The sequence below is a fragment of the Erwinia sp. CGal63 genome (genome assembly GCF_037026505.1).
Lineage (GTDB): Bacteria > Pseudomonadota > Gammaproteobacteria > Enterobacterales > Enterobacteriaceae > Erwinia.
In genome coordinates, this window is sequence record NZ_JAKUMN010000008.1 from 52259 (window position 1) to 67202 (window position 14944).

14 protein-coding genes are annotated in these 14944 nt (G+C 58.5%); 4 read left to right on the forward strand and 10 right to left on the reverse strand.

Going from position 1 to position 14944, the window contains the following annotated elements; translation table 11 throughout:
- Positions 1-29: 29 nt before the first annotated feature.
- The gene (locus MKZ79_RS19395; protein WP_336144256.1) at positions 30-590 is read right to left on the reverse strand and encodes a putative adenosine monophosphate-protein transferase Fic; all 561 of its coding nucleotides are present in this window, start codon (positions 588-590) and stop codon (positions 30-32) included.
- A gap of 74 nt (positions 591-664) precedes the next feature.
- Entirely contained in the window at positions 665-1237 is a 573-nt protein-coding gene (gene ppiA / locus MKZ79_RS19400) for a peptidylprolyl isomerase A (RefSeq protein WP_336144257.1), read from the reverse strand.
- Positions 1238-1503: 266 nt separating this feature from the next.
- Between ppiA and tsgA the strand changes: the two genes are divergently transcribed.
- On the forward strand, positions 1504-2685 hold the full coding sequence (gene tsgA / locus MKZ79_RS19405; protein ID WP_336144258.1) for an MFS transporter TsgA: 1182 nt from the start codon (positions 1504-1506) through the stop codon (positions 2683-2685).
- A gap of 28 nt (positions 2686-2713) precedes the next feature.
- On the opposite strand, the gene MKZ79_RS19410 is transcribed toward tsgA, so the two are convergent.
- Entirely contained in the window at positions 2714-3994 is a 1281-nt protein-coding gene (locus MKZ79_RS19410) for a cytosine deaminase (protein WP_336144259.1), read from the reverse strand.
- Between the two features lie 218 nt (positions 3995-4212).
- On the opposite strand from MKZ79_RS19410, the gene nirB reads away from it, so the two are divergent.
- Genes nirB through cysG form a run of 3 tightly spaced genes read left to right on the forward strand, consistent with a single transcriptional unit; the run spans position 4213 to position 8483 of the window.
- Complete coding sequence (nirB, locus tag MKZ79_RS19415; protein ID WP_336144260.1) at positions 4213-6744, forward strand: nitrite reductase large subunit NirB; 2532 nt, start codon at positions 4213-4215, stop codon at positions 6742-6744.
- Complete coding sequence (gene nirD, locus MKZ79_RS19420; protein ID WP_336144261.1) at positions 6741-7064, forward strand: nitrite reductase small subunit NirD; 324 nt, start codon at positions 6741-6743, stop codon at positions 7062-7064. The genes nirB and nirD overlap by 4 nt, the downstream gene beginning before the upstream one ends.
- Positions 7065-7118: 54 nt before the next feature.
- On the forward strand, positions 7119-8483 hold the full coding sequence (cysG, locus tag MKZ79_RS19425) for a siroheme synthase CysG (protein ID WP_336144262.1): 1365 nt from the start codon (positions 7119-7121) through the stop codon (positions 8481-8483).
- A gap of 69 nt (positions 8484-8552) precedes the next feature.
- Here cysG and trpS read toward each other — a convergent pair whose 3' ends face one another.
- From trpS to aroK, 7 genes are all read right to left on the reverse strand, one after another.
- Positions 8553-9554, reverse strand: a complete 1002-nt coding sequence (gene trpS / locus MKZ79_RS19430; RefSeq protein WP_336144263.1) for a tryptophan--tRNA ligase — start codon at positions 9552-9554, stop codon at positions 8553-8555.
- Positions 9555-9571: 17 nt separating this feature from the next.
- Positions 9572-10249 (reverse strand): phosphoglycolate phosphatase, encoded by a 678-nt coding sequence (locus MKZ79_RS19435; RefSeq protein WP_336144264.1) that lies wholly within the window; start codon positions 10247-10249, stop codon positions 9572-9574.
- Positions 10233-10919, reverse strand: coding sequence for a ribulose-phosphate 3-epimerase (gene rpe / locus MKZ79_RS19440; RefSeq protein ID WP_336144265.1), 687 nt, complete (start codon positions 10917-10919; stop codon positions 10233-10235). Before rpe ends, MKZ79_RS19435 begins: the two co-directional genes overlap by 17 nt.
- A 52-nt stretch (positions 10920-10971) precedes the next feature.
- Positions 10972-11790: an adenine-specific DNA-methyltransferase gene (gene dam / locus MKZ79_RS19445; protein WP_336144266.1), complete on the reverse strand. Its 819-nt coding sequence runs from the start codon at positions 11788-11790 to the stop codon at positions 10972-10974.
- A gap of 119 nt (positions 11791-11909) precedes the next feature.
- Positions 11910-12854: an SPOR domain-containing protein gene (locus MKZ79_RS19450; protein ID WP_336144267.1), complete on the reverse strand. Its 945-nt coding sequence runs from the start codon at positions 12852-12854 to the stop codon at positions 11910-11912.
- Between the two features lie 61 nt (positions 12855-12915).
- Entirely contained in the window at positions 12916-14001 is a 1086-nt protein-coding gene (gene aroB, locus MKZ79_RS19455) for a 3-dehydroquinate synthase (RefSeq protein ID WP_336144268.1), read from the reverse strand.
- Positions 14002-14038: 37 nt separating this feature from the next.
- A complete protein-coding gene (aroK, locus tag MKZ79_RS19460) occupies positions 14039-14560 on the reverse strand; it encodes a shikimate kinase AroK (protein ID WP_034934892.1) in 522 nt (173 codons plus the stop codon).
- Between the last annotated feature and the right edge of the window lie 384 nt (positions 14561-14944).

The window sequence follows — 14944 nt, forward strand, 5'->3', positions numbered from 1 at the left end:
GCTCCGAAAAAAAAGAAAACGCCGCTATTCTACGCGTTTTCCTCCCGCTCGCTGATTACTTTGCCGAAAGCAGCCTCCAGCAGCGATAAATCGCCCGCCAGGCTTGCCTTAACCGCCGCCTGCCAGCTTTCGGCGTCAATGCGGCTCCACTGGATATCGCAGCCGGCATGGATAATCAGCTGCTCGAAGAAAAGGCGCTGGGCGCGACCGTTGCCACGCAGGAAAGGATGCAGCACGGTCAGCTCGCAGTAGTACCAGGCCAGCCTTTCCGCCATGCGATCCAACGGCAGGTCGGCCAGGCCGTTCTCCTCTTCCAGCGCCTGCATCAGCGCGTTGCCCTCTTTCTCAATATATTCAAAATGGCAGCAGGGCGTATCGCCGATAGCGATATCGACCTCGCGCAGCTCGCCCGCGTCATCCAGCACGTCGTGAAAAAGCGCGCGATGCATGGCGCGCAGGTGCGGTAAACCGGGATTATGCGTACCCAGCTCGGGCAGAGAGCCGTTCAGTAAAAAGCTCGCCAGGAAGTTGGCCGGCAGACGCTGCTGCCAGAGCGTGTTTTTTTGCTTGTCGGTGAGCTTTCTGGACATGAGATCTCCTTGAATGGGTGATTGCGGCACGTAGCGCTTAGCTTAGTATAAGCAGCAATCCCCCATTCGGAGCGTTAAGGCAGGACTTTCGCGGAGAGAATGACTACCGGTTTCACCGGGACGTTCTGATAAGGGCCGACGTTTTTGGTCGGTACCTGGGCGATTTTATCCGCGATTTCCTGGCCTTTAACCACCTTGCCGAAAACGGCGTAGCCGAAGTCGCGTTGGCCATGATCCAGGAAAGCGTTGTCCGCCACGTTGATAAAGAACTGGCTGGTGGCGCTGTCTTTATCGGCGGTACGAGCCATAGCTATGGTGCCGCGCTTGTTCAGCAGACCGTTATCCGCCTCGTTCTTGATCGGCGCGTTGGTTGGCTTTTGCTGCATATCGGCGGTGAAGCCGCCGCCCTGCACCATAAAGCCAGGGATGACGCGATGGAACACGGTATTGTTGTAGAAACCGTTGTTGACGTAATCAACGAAGTTCTTCGTAGAAATCGGGGCCTTTTGATTATTGAGTTCCAGCTCAATATTGCCAGCGGAGGTGGTCAGCAGCACGTGCGTGTCTCCCTGTGCCGCCAGAGCGGAAGCGGAGAGCGTGGAGAGTGCGAAAACGGTGGCGACCGCTGTCAAAGTACGTTTTAACATGAAAGATTCCTTACTTAAGGGCTACAGGCCGAAAATTGATTGTAAAGAGGCGCTTACCCGTGCGCCAGCGTTTTACCTTTTTTTACTCGTCTTCATGCCACGCAAACGCTTTCGCTGGCGAAAAAACGGTGATATTCATCACGAAATTCCTGAAATGAACGTGAAAAGTTTCATTATTTATTTAAGCAGATCACGAATCCCGCTAAACTGCCCGCGCTTAGCGTGAGCGTTCTGCCTCACGATCCTTGACTCCACGGGCCATCACTATGACAAATCGCGATCGAATCGGTCTAACCTGGATCAGCTTTTTCTCCTATGCGCTTACCGGCGCGGTAGTAATCGTTACCGGTATGGTGCTGGAGAATATCGCTGACTATTTTCATCTGCCGGTAGCGCAGATGAGCAACACCTTCACCTTCCTTAACGCCGGCATTCTGGCCGCCGTGTTTCTCAACGCCTGGCTGATGGAAATCGTGCCGCTGAAGCGCCAGCTGATTTTCGGCTTCGTGCTGATGGTGCTTTCCGTGCTCGGCCTGATGACCAGCCACTCGCTCAGCGTCTTCTCGCTTTGTATGTTTGTGCTGGGCGTAGTCAGCGGCATCACGATGTCGATCGGCACCTTTCTGATCACGCATCTCTATGAAGGTCGTCAGCGCGGCTCGCGCCTGCTGTTTACCGACTCGTTCTTTAGTATGGCGGGCACGATTTTCCCGATTATCGCCGCCGCGCTGCTGGCGAAATCGCTGCCGTGGTACTGGGTTTACGCCTGTATCGGCGTCATTTACGTAGTGATCTTCGTTCTGGCGCTCTGCTTTGAATTCCCGGTGCTGGGCAAAAAAGCCGCCGTGCAGCAGGTGCAGAAAGAGAAATGGGGCATTGGCGTGCTGTTGCTGGCGATCGCCGCGCTCTGCTACATCCTGGGCCAGCTTGGCTTTATCGGCTGGGTGCCGCTCTACGCGACCAAAACCATGGGCATGGATCTGACGCAGGCTGGCGCGCTGGTAGGCAATTTCTGGACTGCCTATATGATCGGCATGTGGGCGTTCAGCGCCATTCTGCGCTTTTTCGATCCGCAGCGCATCGTCACGCTGCTGGCGCTGCTGGCGACCGTGCTGATGTACTGGTTTATCAGCAGCAGCGACGCCAGTATGCTGAAGTGGATTATGATGAGCCTGGGCTTCTTCTCCAGCGCTATCTACACCACCATCATTACGCTGGGCTCGCTGCAGACGAAGGTCTCTTCGCCTAAGCTGGTGAACTTTATCCTGACCTGCGGCACCATCGGCACCATGCTGACTTTCGTTGTGACCGGCCCGATCGTGGATAAGCATGGCGCGCACGCCGCGCTGTTCACCGCCAATATGCTCTACGCGGTGGTGTTTGCGATGTGCCTGCTGCTGGGCTTTGTCAGCAAGCACAAGCTGCACGGCCATATGTCTTCGCATTAATACTAAAGGCCGGTTTTAACGGCCTTTTTTAGCGACAAAAATTCACTTCTTCCGTTTCCGTCAGGTGGATAGTGCTCATCGCGGGCTGCGTTTGCGCGATCACTCTGCCCTGCCGAATCGAATAGCGTGTCGGCACCTGACGGCGCAGCGCGTCAAAGCCGCTTTCCGCCGGCAAAATAATCAGGTTGGCGCTGTTGCCGCTCTGAATACCATAGTCCTTTAGCTGTAGCGTTCTGGCGCTGTTATGGGTAATCAGCTTGATCCCTTCGTCCAGCTGGCCATAGCCCATTAGCTGACAGACATGCATCCCCATATGCAGTACCTGCAGCATACTGGCGGTGCCCAGCGGATACCAGGGATCGAAGACATCGTCGTGGCCAAAGCAAACGTTGATCTCCGCCTCCAGCATCTCTTTTACCCGCGTAACGCCGCGGCGTTTGGGATAGCTGTCAAAGCGACCCTGCAGATGAATATTGACCAGCGGGTTGGCGACAAAATTAATTCCGGAGAGTTTCAGCAGCCGGAACAGGCGCGAGGTATAGGCGCCGTTGTAAGAGTGCATCGCCGTGGTATGGCTGGCGGTAACGCGAGCGCCCATCTTTTCGCGCAGCGCCAGCGCCGCGACGGTTTCTACAAAGCGCGACTGCTCGTCGTCGATTTCATCGCAGTGAACATCGACCATGCGCTGATACTTCTGCGCCAGCGCGAAGGTCTTATGCAGCGATTCCACGCCGTATTCGCGGGTAAACTCAAAATGGGGAATAGCGCCAACCACATCGGCGCCCAGCCTTAGCGCCTCTTCCAGCAGCGCCTCGCCATCCGGATAGGAGAGAATGCCTTCCTGCGGAAAAGCGACGATCTGAATATCCACCCAGGGCGCCATCTCGCTTTTTATCTCCAGCATGGCGCGCAGCGCGGTCAGCGAAGGATCGGAAACATCCACATGGGTGCGCACGTGCTGAATGCCGTTGGCTATCTGCCATTTCAGCGTCTGCCGGGCACGCGCTTTGACATCTTCATGATCCAGCAGCGCCTTTCGCTCCGCCCAGCGCTCAATACCTTCGAACAGCGTGCCGGATTCGTTCCAGGCAGGTTCGCCCGCGGTCTGCGTGGTATCAAGATGGATATGCGGTTCGATAAACGGTGGAAAAGCCAGCCCGCCTTCCGCATCCAGCGAGTCCGCCGGCGCGACGCCGTGCGTCTGGGGCGAAATCGACGCGATCTTGCCGTCGCGGATAGCGATCTGCCAGAGCCCTTCGCGCCACGGCAGACGTAGATGATGAATGCTTTGCAATGGAATAGTCGGCATAGCCAGGCTCCTGAACATCAGTGGTTTATTTAACCATACCACCCTTTCCGGCGCCGCGAGACGGGGCAAAGCCAGTAAAATCCGCAAGTTACCGAAAAAGTTTGAAAAATCAGCTTCCTACCTACAAAGAGGTATTTAAAAAGCCGCTTGATATACATCAATAAGCCTGGAGTTTGCCGCGCTATTGTAGCGGCATTATTTTGATATGTGAGGCAACAATGCGCACCCGACTCGTGATTATTGGCAACGGCATGGTAGGACATCGCCTGCTGGAAGAGCTGACCGAAAAAGCCGCGCCTGGCCAGTTTGAGATAACCGTATTTTGTGAAGAGCCTCGCGTGGCTTACGATCGCGTGCATCTCTCCGCCTGGTTTAGCCACCACAGCGCCGACGCGCTGTCGCTGGTGGCGGAAGGGTTTTATGAAAAACACCAGATAAACGTGCTGACCGGTGAGAAAGTCTTAACTATCGATCGTCGGGAAAAAGTCGTTTACTCGGATCAAGGACGCGCGGTTTCCTACGACAAGCTGGTGCTGGCGACCGGCTCTTATGCCTGGGTGCCGCCAGTGGCGGGCGCCGACGGCAGCAACTGCTTTGTCTACCGCACCATAGAAGATCTGGAAGCTATCGAGGCCTGCGCGCGCAACAGCCGCAGCGGCGCGGTGATCGGCGGCGGACTGCTGGGACTGGAAGCCGCCGGCGCGCTGAAAAACCTGGGAATGAAAACGCACGTTGTGGAGTTTGCGCCGGTGCTGATGGCGGAACAGCTTGATGCCCAAGGCGGCCAGCTGCTGCGGAAAAAAATCGAGGGCATGGGCGTCGCCGTCCATACCAGTAAAAATACGCAACAGATTATCGACGGCCCGACAGGCGGCAAGCTTATGCAGTTTGCCGACGGCAGCGAGCTGGCGATCGATTTTATCGTTTTCTCTACCGGCATCCGACCGCAGGATCGCCTTGCCAGAGAAGCCGGTCTGCCTGTAGGGCCGCGTGGCGGCGTGATTGTTGACGATCGCTGCCTTACAGCGGATGAAGATATTTACGCTATCGGCGAATGCGCCGCCTGGCAAAATCGCGTCTACGGCCTGGTCGCGCCGGGCTACAAGATGGCGCAGGTGACGGCGGACAGCCTGCTGGGCCGCGACAACGCCTTTACCGGCGCGGATATGAGCGCCAAACTCAAACTGCTGGGCGTGGACGTCGGCGGTATCGGCGACGCGCAGGGTCGTACGGAAGGCGCGCGCAGCTATCTCTATCTGGATGAGAAGAAAGAAGTCTACAAGCGTCTGGTGGTCGGCTCGGACAACAAGCTGCTTGGCGCAGTGCTGGTTGGCGACACCAGCGACTACGGCAACCTGCTGCAGCTGATGCTGAACGGCATCGACCTGCCGGAGAATCCCGACACGCTGATCCTACCCGCTCACGCCGGCAGCAAGCCAGCGATGGGCGTGGAATCACTGCCGGACACGGCGCAAATCTGCTCCTGCTTCGACGTCACCAAAGGCGATTTGGTGCAGGCGATCCACAACGGCTGCCATACCGTGGCGGCGCTGAAGGCGGAAACCAAAGCGGGCACGGGCTGCGGCGGCTGCGTGCCGCTGATGACCCAGGTGCTCAACGCCGAGCTGAGCCGCCAGGGCATCGAGGTGAATAATCATCTTTGCGAACACTTCGCCTGGTCCCGTCAGGAGCTCTACCACTTCATCCGCGTGGAAGAGATCAAAACCTTTGAACAGCTGCTGGCTAAATATGGCAAAGGCTACGGCTGCGAAGTCTGTAAACCCACGATAGCCTCGCTGCTGGCCTCCTGCTGGAACGACTACGCGCTGCAGCCGTCGCTGGTGCCTTTACAGGACAGCAACGACAGCTATCTCGGCAATATTCAGAAAGATGGCACCTACTCCATTATCCCGCGCTCCGCAGGCGGCGAAATCACGCCGGCCGGACTGATTGTTATTGGCGAGATCGCCAGCCGCTACGGTCTTTACACCAAGATCACCGGTTCGCAGCGCATCGGCCTGTTCGGCGCGCACAAAGAGGATCTGCCCGCTATCTGGCAGACGCTGATCGAAGCGGGATTCGAAACCGGCCACGCCTACGCCAAAGCGCTGCGCATGGCGAAAACCTGCGTGGGCAGCAGCTGGTGCCGCTACGGCGTAGGCGATTCCGTCGGGCTGGGCGTGGAGCTGGAGAATCGCTATAAGGGGATCCGCACGCCGCACAAAATGAAGTTCGGCGTCTCCGGCTGCACCCGCGAATGTTCGGAAGCGCAAAGCAAAGACGTGGGCGTTATCGCCACCGAAAATGGCTGGAACCTCTACGTCTGCGGCAACGGCGGCATGAAGCCGCGCCACGGCGATCTGCTGGCGGCCGATCTGGATCGGGAGACGCTAATCCGCTATCTGGATCGCTTTATGCTGTTCTACATCCGCACTGCGGACAAGCTCCAGCGCACTTCCGTCTGGCTGGAAAGCCTGGACGGCGGCATCGACTACCTGCGGGAAGTCATCATCAACAATAAGCTTGGCCTGAACGAGCAGCTTGAGGCGGAACTCGCCCGCCTGCGCGAGCGCTTTGTCTGCGAATGGCAGGCGACGCTTGCCCATCCGGAGCAGCTCGCCCGCTTCAGCCACTTTATCAACAGCGACAGCCGCGATCCGCTGGTGCAGAGCGTGGCGGAGCGTCAGCAGCATCGGCCTGCACGGCCCGAAGAGCGTATTCCCGTGGTCATGATGGAGGAGCAGCCATGAACTGGCATACCGTTTGCCCGCTGGAGAAAATCCAGCCCGATACCGGCGTTTGCGCGCTGATCGCCGGGACGCAGGTCGCCCTGTTTCGCCCGCGCGCCGACGAGAAGGTTTACGCCCTGAGCAATATCGACCCTTTTGCCCAGGCCAGCGTGCTTTCGCGCGGCCTTATCGCAGAGCACCAGCAGGCGCTGTGGGTCGCCAGCCCGCTGAAAAAGCAGCGTTTTCGCCTGAGCGACGGCTACTGTCTTGAGGACGAAAGCCGTTCGATTCCCGCCTGGCCCGCCAGAGTGCGCGACGGCATGGTCGAAGTGGCTATTTAGTTTTATCCGTTTCTGTGGCCGCCTTCTGCGGCCCTTTTTTATTGCGAGCGTCCCGTGAACTGGTTTCCTCTTTTTTGCGATCTTCGTCATAAGGCTGTTTTGCTGGTAGGCGGCGGCGACGTAGCCGAACGCAAGGCACGGCTGCTGCTGAAGGCCGGCGCGGATCTGCGCGTCTGCGCCACGCGCTTCTCCTCGCCCTTTTACGAATGGCAGCAGGCCGGCAAGCTGACGCTGCTGGAAACGCGCTTCGCGCCGGAGCAGATCGACGGCTGCTGGCTGGTGATAGCGGCGACGGACAGCAAGGAAGTCAATCAATACGTTAGCGACAGCGCCGAAGCAAGGCGCGTCTTCTGCAACGTGGTCGACGCGCCCGCTCAGGCCAGCGCTATTATGCCTTCCGTGGTCGATCGCTCGCCGCTGCTGATCGCCATTTCCAGCTCCGGCGACGCGCCGGTGATGGCTCGCCTGCTGCGGGAAAAAATCGAGGCGCTGCTGCCGCAGCATCTGGGGAAAGTCGCCGCCTGGGCAGGTTCGCTGAGGCCGCGGGTAAAAACGACCTTTAACGGAACCGGCCAGCGCAGGCGCTTCTGGGAAAAACTTTTCCAGCACGACCGGCTGGCGCAAACCCTCGCCAACGGCGACCAGCATCGGGCGGAAAAGCTGACGGAGGCGCTGTTTCAGCAGCCGCTGGCGGAGCACGGCGAAGTTGTGCTGGTCGGCGCCGGGCCTGGCGACGCGGGTCTGATGACGCTGAAAGGGCTACAGCAGATTCAGCAGGCGGACGTGGTGGTTTACGATCGGCTGGTGTCGGACGAAGTGATGGAGCTGGTACGGCGCGACGCGGAAAGAATTTTCGTTGGCAAGCGCGCCGGTTATCACTGCGTTCCTCAGGAGTCGATTAACCAGATCCTGCTGGAGCAGGCAAAGCTGGGCAAACGCGTGGTGCGGCTGAAAGGCGGCGATCCCTTTATTTTCGGACGCGGCGCGGAGGAGCTGGAAGCGCTGACGGATTCGGGTATCCCTTTCTCCGTGGTGCCTGGCATCACCGCCGCGTCGGGTTGTTCCGCCTACAGCGGCATTCCGCTCACCCATCGTGATTATGCGCAGAGCGTGCGGCTGGTTACCGGCCACGTGCAGAAAGAGGGCTCGCTGGACTGGCAAAACCTGGCGGCGGAAAAGCAAACGCTGGTGTTTTATATGGGGCTGACGCAGGCGCCGGAAATAGAGCGACAGCTGCTCGCGCACGGGATGAGCGGCGAGATGCCGGTAGCGCTGGTGGAGAACGGCACGTCGACCCGACAACGAGTATTCAGTGGCCGACTGGATGGCCTGGCCTCGCTGGCAGCGCAGGCGCAAAGCCCGTCGCTGATTATCGTAGGCCGCGTGGCGGCGCTGCGGGATCGTCTACGCTGGTTCTGAAGCGGCACATAAAAAAACGGCGCCCTGGCCGTTTTCAGGCTCAGGGCGCCGTAGCGCAGAGGTTAGCTTTTACGGCTGCGCCACAAAGCCGACGGCTTCGTAGACTTTCTTCAGCGTTTCCTGCGCGCGAGCGCGGGCTTTGGTCGCGCCGTCGCGCATCACCTGCTCCAGGAAAGCCTCGTCGTTGCGATAACGATGATAGCGCTCCTGCAGCTCGCTCAGCATACCGGAAACGGCCTCGGCGACCGCGCCTTTCAGGTGGCCATACATCTGCCCTTCAAACTGCTTTTCCAGCTCAGGGATGCTGGTGCCGGTCACGCCGGAAAGAATATCCAACAGGTTAGAGACGCCCGCTTTGTTTTTCACGTCGTAACGCACTACCGGCGGCTCTTCGCCATCGGTCATCGCCCGCTTGATCTTTTTCACCACCGACTTCGGATCTTCCAGCAGGCCGATCACGTTGTTGCGGTTATCGTCCGACTTGGACATCTTTTTGGTCGGCTCCAGCAGCGACATCACGCGCGCGCCAGATTTGGGAATAAACGGCTCTGGCACTTTAAATATGTCGCCGTAGAGCGCATTGAAACGCGCGGCCACGTCGCGGCTCAGCTCCAGATGCTGTTTCTGATCTTCGCCGACCGGCACCTGCGTGGTCTGATAAAGCAGAATATCCGCCGCCATCAGCACCGGATAGTCAAACAGGCCGGCGTTGATGTTCTCTTCATAGCGCGCGGATTTATCCTTGAACTGCGTCATGCGGCTCAGCTCGCCGAAATAGGTGTAGCAGTTCAGGATCCAGCCCAGCTGCGCGTGCTCCGGCACGTGTGACTGCACGAAGATAGTGCTTTTTTGCGGATCGATGCCGCAGGCCAGATAGAGCGCCAGCGTATCCAGCGTGGCCTTGCGCAGCGCCGCCGGATCCTGGCGTACCGTAATGGCGTGCAGGTCAACAATGCAGTAGATGCAGTCGTAATCATCCTGCATGCTGACCCACTGACGCAGCGCACCCATATAGTTACCGATGGTCAGTTCGCCGGAAGGCTGCGCGCCGCTAAATACGATGGGTTTCATCTTTTTCGTCCTGGTCGTTACAGCCCTAGAGCGGGCAACAAATCGTTAAAATGGTCAAGCACCAGCGTCGGCTGGCTGCTCGCAATCGGCTCGCCATAGTTGTAGCCGTAGGTCAGGCCAACGCAGGGCACGCCTGCCGCTTTAGCGGCCTGGATATCGTTGCGCGAGTCGCCGACAAACAGCAGCTCGTCCGGCAGCAGGCCGAACTTGCCCAGCACCAAAAAGAGCGGCGCCGGATGCGGCTTTTTCGCCGTGACGTCGTCGCCGCCGATAATCAGCGAGAAGCAGTCGTCAATGCCGAGCGAGGCGAGCAAAGGCGCGACGAATGGCGTTGGCTTGTTGGTCACTATGGCCATCGGCAACCCGGTCGCCGCCAGTTTCTGCAGCCCTTCTTTCACGCCGGGGAAGAGTTTACTGCCGCTTTCGACAACGGCAGCATAATGCTTGTCGAGCAATACGCGGGCGTCGCGCAGCAGATCGCCTTCCGGCGCGTGGCCCAGCGCCCAGGTCAGCGCGCGCTCAATCAGGATATCGGCGCCGTTGCCAATCCAGGTGGAAACGCGTTCCAGACCCGCCGCGGGTAAATTCAACGCCTGCAGCGCCGCGTCTACCGCGCTGGTCAGGCCTGGCGCGCTGTCGGTAAGCGTGCCGTCGAGATCGAACGCCAGCGCGCGAATATCAGTGAAATGAGCCATGACGTGATTTCTCCAGTTCAGTGCGCATGTCATCAATGACTTTTTTATAGTCCGGCTGGTTGAAGATGGCGGAACCCGCGACAAACATATCGGCGCCTGCCGCTGCGATTTCGCCGATGTTCTCCGCTTTTACGCCGCCGTCCACTTCCAGACGAATATCGTAACCGCTCTGGTCGATCAGCTTACGGGCCTGACGCAGCTTGTCCAGCGTGCCGGGAATAAACGACTGGCCGCCGAAACCCGGATTGACCGACATGATCAGCACCACGTCGATTTTATCCATCACGTAGTCCAGGTAGCTGAGCGAGGTGGCCGGATTGAACACCAGGCCCGCTTTGCAGCCGTGTTCTTTGATCAGCTGCAGCGTGCGGTCGACGTGCTCGGAGGCTTCCGGATGAAAGGTGATGTAACTTGCGCCGGCCTTTGCGAAGTCGGGGATCAGGCGATCGACCGGCTTGACCATCAGGTGCACATCAATCGGGGCGGTAATACCGTAATCACGCAGCGCTTTCAGCACCATCGGCCCCATCGTCAGATTTGGCACGTAGTGATTGTCCATGACGTCAAAATGTACCACGTCGCCGCCGGCAGCCAGCGCTTTCGCCGTGTCTTCACCCAGGCGGGCAAAGTCTGCAGACAAAATTGACGGAGCGATCAAAAACTTTTTCATCCATTTCTCCCAATTAGCGCGCCTGGCGACAGGCACGTACAGCGGTTGAGGTTCAGTCGCCGCTGAACAGCGCCAGCAGTTCGTCGACCTGCAGGCGGCCGCTGCCGCTGCGGCTGATCGAGCGTCGGGCCTTGATCTGGTGCAGCTGCGCAGCCTGATACCATTCGCGGGTCAGCGGCGTATCGTGGTTGGAGATCAGTACCGGAATACGACTTTCACGCGCCAGCTTCTCCGCCAGCTCCGCCAGATGCTGCTGTTCTGCCAGGCTAAAGCTGTTGGTGTGATAGGCGGTAAAATTGGCCGTGGCCGACAGCGGCGCGTAGGGCGGATCGCAATAGACCACGGAACCTTGCGTCGCCCGACTCAGCGTATCAGCGTATGACTCGCAGATAAAGGTGGCGTTTTGCGATCGCTCGGAGAACCAGTAAAGCTCATCCCGAGGAAAATAGGGTTTGCGATAGCGACCGAAAGGCACGTTAAACTCGCCGCTTAAGTTGTAGCGACAGAGTCCATTGTAGCAGTGGCGGTTGAGGTATAAGAACAGCACGCTGCGTCGCCAGGCGTCGGTAGAGCGGTTGAACTCCAGCCGACGAGCGTAGTAGAACTCGGCTTCGTTGCTTTCGCTGGTGAACAGCTTGCTGGCTTCCACCACAAACTCGTCCACGCGATCCTTTACCACGTTGTACAGGTTAATCAGGTCTTTGTTGATATCCGCCAGCACGTAGCGTGAAAATTGCGTGTTAAGAAAGACGGAGCCTGCGCCGACAAAGGGTTCAATCAGGCATTCCCCTTCCGGCAGGTGCCGCTGGATATCGTTAAGCAGCGGGAACTTGCCGCCCGCCCATTTTAAAAAAGCGCGATTTTTTTTCATGCCGTCGTTTTATTACACTTACTCTTCTGGCTGCGGTCACACCGACAGCATATCTGCGCTTTAAATTGCCGGCCCGCGTAAAGCGGGCCGGCAAAGAACGTCTTCAGGCCGTATAGCCGTTAGTCGGTCGACTCTTTTTTCACCTGGCTGACGGGTTTCACCCAGGGACTTTTCGCCCGGACTTCCGCCGGCAGCGACGCTACAGCGCGTTTAGCTTCCGCTGGCGTGGCGTAGGCGCCGCTGACCAACACGTACCAGGGCTGACCATTGCGCGTGGTTTTATATACGTGGTAGCCGCTCAGGTTCTGTTTTTTCGCCCAGGCGTTCAGCGTATCGGGACGCGAAGCGCTGCTGAGCTGCAGCGTATAGTTGCCGCCGGTTGCCGCAGGCGCGGCTTTCGCTGGCGCGCTGTGGCTCTCTTTGGCCGCTGGTTTCGTCGCGGCAGGTTTGTGCGCAATGGTAGGTTTGCTTTGCTGGACAGGCGCAGCGCTATGCTGACGCGCGGGCGCCGGTTGTGGCGCAGGCTTGCTGGCTGTCGCGCCGCCAGCGACCGTCGCCGGCGCCAGAGGCAGTGAACTGCTCTGCTGGCCGGAACCGGTCGCGTCCGGCAGATTCTGCTGCCCGGAAAGGGCGCTGTTGAGATCGCCCGGCAGCTCGACGCGCTGCTGGCCTGCAGGCGTCTGCACCGGCTGCGCTTCGGTCGGCGTTGAGGAAACCGGCGGCGCGCTCAGCTCCTGCGGCGCATTAGCGGTCGCGGGCGCTGCTGCGTCAGCCTGGGGCGCATTATTCTGCCCGCTCATGGAGGCGGAGCCGGAAAGATCGATATTTTTATTGCTGTCGGCGGAGGTCGGCGCCTGCGCCGCTTTTTTATCGCCGTCGCCCGATGAGGTCAACGTTGAGCCAATGCCGATAACGATCAGCAGCAGTACCAGTACGCCAACGCCCATCATCATCTGCTGACGGGAAACCGGAACTTTCGGCGCGGAAGACGTTTTGCGCGATCGCACAGGTCGGCGGTCGCTGGTGTCAGGCTTTAACTCGTCTTCCGGTTTAAAATCGTCCATTTAACCTCCTCCGGTAGCGCGGCGACGCCGCGCTACTTATGCAGCAATGTTTAAAAACGGCTCAGGCCTGGCAGTCGCCGATAGCAGCCAGTACCGTATCATGCGGCACGCCGCCGCGCACGCAGGCCCGGCCCAGCGCCAGCGGCAGCACCAGCCGCAGCTCGCCTGCCAGCACTTTTTTGTCGCGCAGCATATGCGGCAGATAATCTTCCGCCGCCATGCTCGCCGGGCCATGCACCGGCAAACCGGCGCGTTGCAGCAGGTTGATGATCCTGTCGGTATCAGCAGCGTCGAATTCACCAAGACGCTCGGCGGTACGCGCGGCCATCACCATACCGGCCGCCACGGCTTCGCCATGCAGCCAGTTGCCGTAGCCCATGTGCGCCTCAATGGCGTGTCCATAGGTATGGCCCAGGTTCAGCAGCGCGCGCTGCCCCATTTCGCGTTCGTCGGCGGCGACCACTTCGGCTTTCAGCTCGCAGCAGCGGCGGATGCAGTACGCCATCGCCTTGCCATCCAGCGCCAGCAGCGCATCCAGATTCGCCTCAAGCCAGCTAAAGAACTCTCCGTCCAGGATGATGCCATATTTGATCACTTCCGCAAGCCCTGAGGCCAGCTCGCGCGCGGGCAGGCTGCTGAGACAATCGATATCGATCACCACCGAAGCCGGCTGATAAAACGCGCCGATCATGTTCTTGCCGAGCGGATGATTAACGGCCGTCTTGCCGCCAACGGAAGAGTCTACCTGCGACAGCAGAGTGGTGGGAACCTGGATAAAACGCACGCCGCGCTGGTAGCTTGCCGCCGCAAAACCGGTAAGATCGCCAATGACGCCGCCGCCCAGGGCGATCAGCGTCGTATCGCGACCGTGCGGTTTTTCCAGCAGCGCGGTAAAGACCCGATCCATCACCGCCAGCGTTTTATACTGCTCGCCATCGGGCAGGATAATCTGATCCACCTCTACGCCAGCGCTTTCCAGCCGCTGGCGAACAGGTTCAAGCCAGAGCGAAGCGAGCGTGTCGTTAGTGACCAGCATCGCCCGCTCGCCCGCCTTAAGCGGCCAAAAAGAAGCCGGATCGTTAAACAGTCCGGCAGCAATGGTTATGGGGTAACTGCGTTCCCCCAGAGTGACGGTAATCTTCTCCATGAAGCACCCCTTTTGGCCCGCAGGCGGGACAGAGCCGTTAGCTCTTTTCTAACATATTGATAATTTGGTTTGCGACGACTTTAGCGCTCTGGTCGTCGGTACGAATGGTGACGTCAGCAATCTCTTCATACAGCGGATTACGCTCGTCCGCCAACGCTTCCAGCACTTCGCGCGGCGGAGAATCCACCTGCAGCAAAGGACGCTTTTTATCGCGCTGCGTGCGTGCCAGCTGTTTTTCGATCGTGGTCTCCAGATAGACCACAACGCCGCGAGCGGAAAGACGGTTGCGCGTTTCGCGAGACTTCACGGAACCGCCGCCGGTCGCCAGGACGATGCCCTGTTTTTCCGTGAGTTCATTGATAATTTTTTCTTCGCGATCGCGGAAGCCTTCTTCGCCTTCGACGTCGAACACCCAACCCACATCCGCTCCGGTACGTCGCTCAATTTCTTGATCGGAATCGAAAAATTCCATATTGAGTTGCTGAGCTAACTGACGCCCAATAGTGCTTTTGCCGGCACCCATAGGCCCAACCAGAAAGATATTGCGTTTCTCTGCCATTTTTTTCGGTATTACTAAGACAATTCGTTAATGATACCCCGTCCTACAATGGACAGGACATGAACTGAAACCTCATGAGCGATAGTGCGAGAGTCAGAGGAAAATTATCTCAACACTGAAGGTGTTTTGGCAACCGATTAAATTGACCTTGCCCACTGCGCCCTCAGCTGGCGCGTTCAGTCCGCTTCATTTATCACGCCGATGTCACACGGCTACGCCGGTTGCGCACGATAAAAAACGGGTAGATGCTTTTTCTTAAAGCCAAACCGAGGCCTGTAATTCAAAAAATCGCTAAACCTTGTAAGCTAATTCCGCTCTTGCGTCAAACGCATATGGCCGCAATCCGCTAAAAAAGCACTCGCTCGCCCGGTTTGTTACAAAAAA

Bases quoted from the DNA above. Each gene is read 5' to 3' on its own strand.
- nirB (WP_336144260.1), top strand. From the start codon at position 4,213: ATGCGCACCCGACTCGTGATTATTGGCAACGGCATGGTAGGACATCGC.
- MKZ79_RS19410 (WP_336144259.1), bottom strand. From the start codon at position 3,994: ATGCCGACTATTCCATTGCAAAGCATTCATCATCTACGTCTGCCGTGG.
- nirD (WP_336144261.1), top strand. From the start codon at position 6,741: ATGAACTGGCATACCGTTTGCCCGCTGGAGAAAATCCAGCCCGATACC.
- ppiA (WP_336144257.1), bottom strand. From the start codon at position 1,237: ATGTTAAAACGTACTTTGACAGCGGTCGCCACCGTTTTCGCACTCTCC.
- trpS (WP_336144263.1), bottom strand. From the start codon at position 9,554: ATGAAACCCATCGTATTTAGCGGCGCGCAGCCTTCCGGCGAACTGACC.
- tsgA (WP_336144258.1), top strand. From the start codon at position 1,504: ATGACAAATCGCGATCGAATCGGTCTAACCTGGATCAGCTTTTTCTCC.
- dam (WP_336144266.1), bottom strand. From the start codon at position 11,790: ATGAAAAAAAATCGCGCTTTTTTAAAATGGGCGGGCGGCAAGTTCCCG.
- MKZ79_RS19450 (WP_336144267.1), bottom strand. From the start codon at position 12,854: ATGGACGATTTTAAACCGGAAGACGAGTTAAAGCCTGACACCAGCGAC.
- MKZ79_RS19435 (WP_336144264.1), bottom strand. From the start codon at position 10,249: ATGGCTCATTTCACTGATATTCGCGCGCTGGCGTTCGATCTCGACGGC.
- rpe (WP_336144265.1), bottom strand. From the start codon at position 10,919: ATGAAAAAGTTTTTGATCGCTCCGTCAATTTTGTCTGCAGACTTTGCC.
- MKZ79_RS19395 (WP_336144256.1), bottom strand. From the start codon at position 590: ATGTCCAGAAAGCTCACCGACAAGCAAAAAAACACGCTCTGGCAGCAG.
- aroB (WP_336144268.1), bottom strand. From the start codon at position 14,001: ATGGAGAAGATTACCGTCACTCTGGGGGAACGCAGTTACCCCATAACC.
- aroK (WP_034934892.1), bottom strand. From the start codon at position 14,560: ATGGCAGAGAAACGCAATATCTTTCTGGTTGGGCCTATGGGTGCCGGC.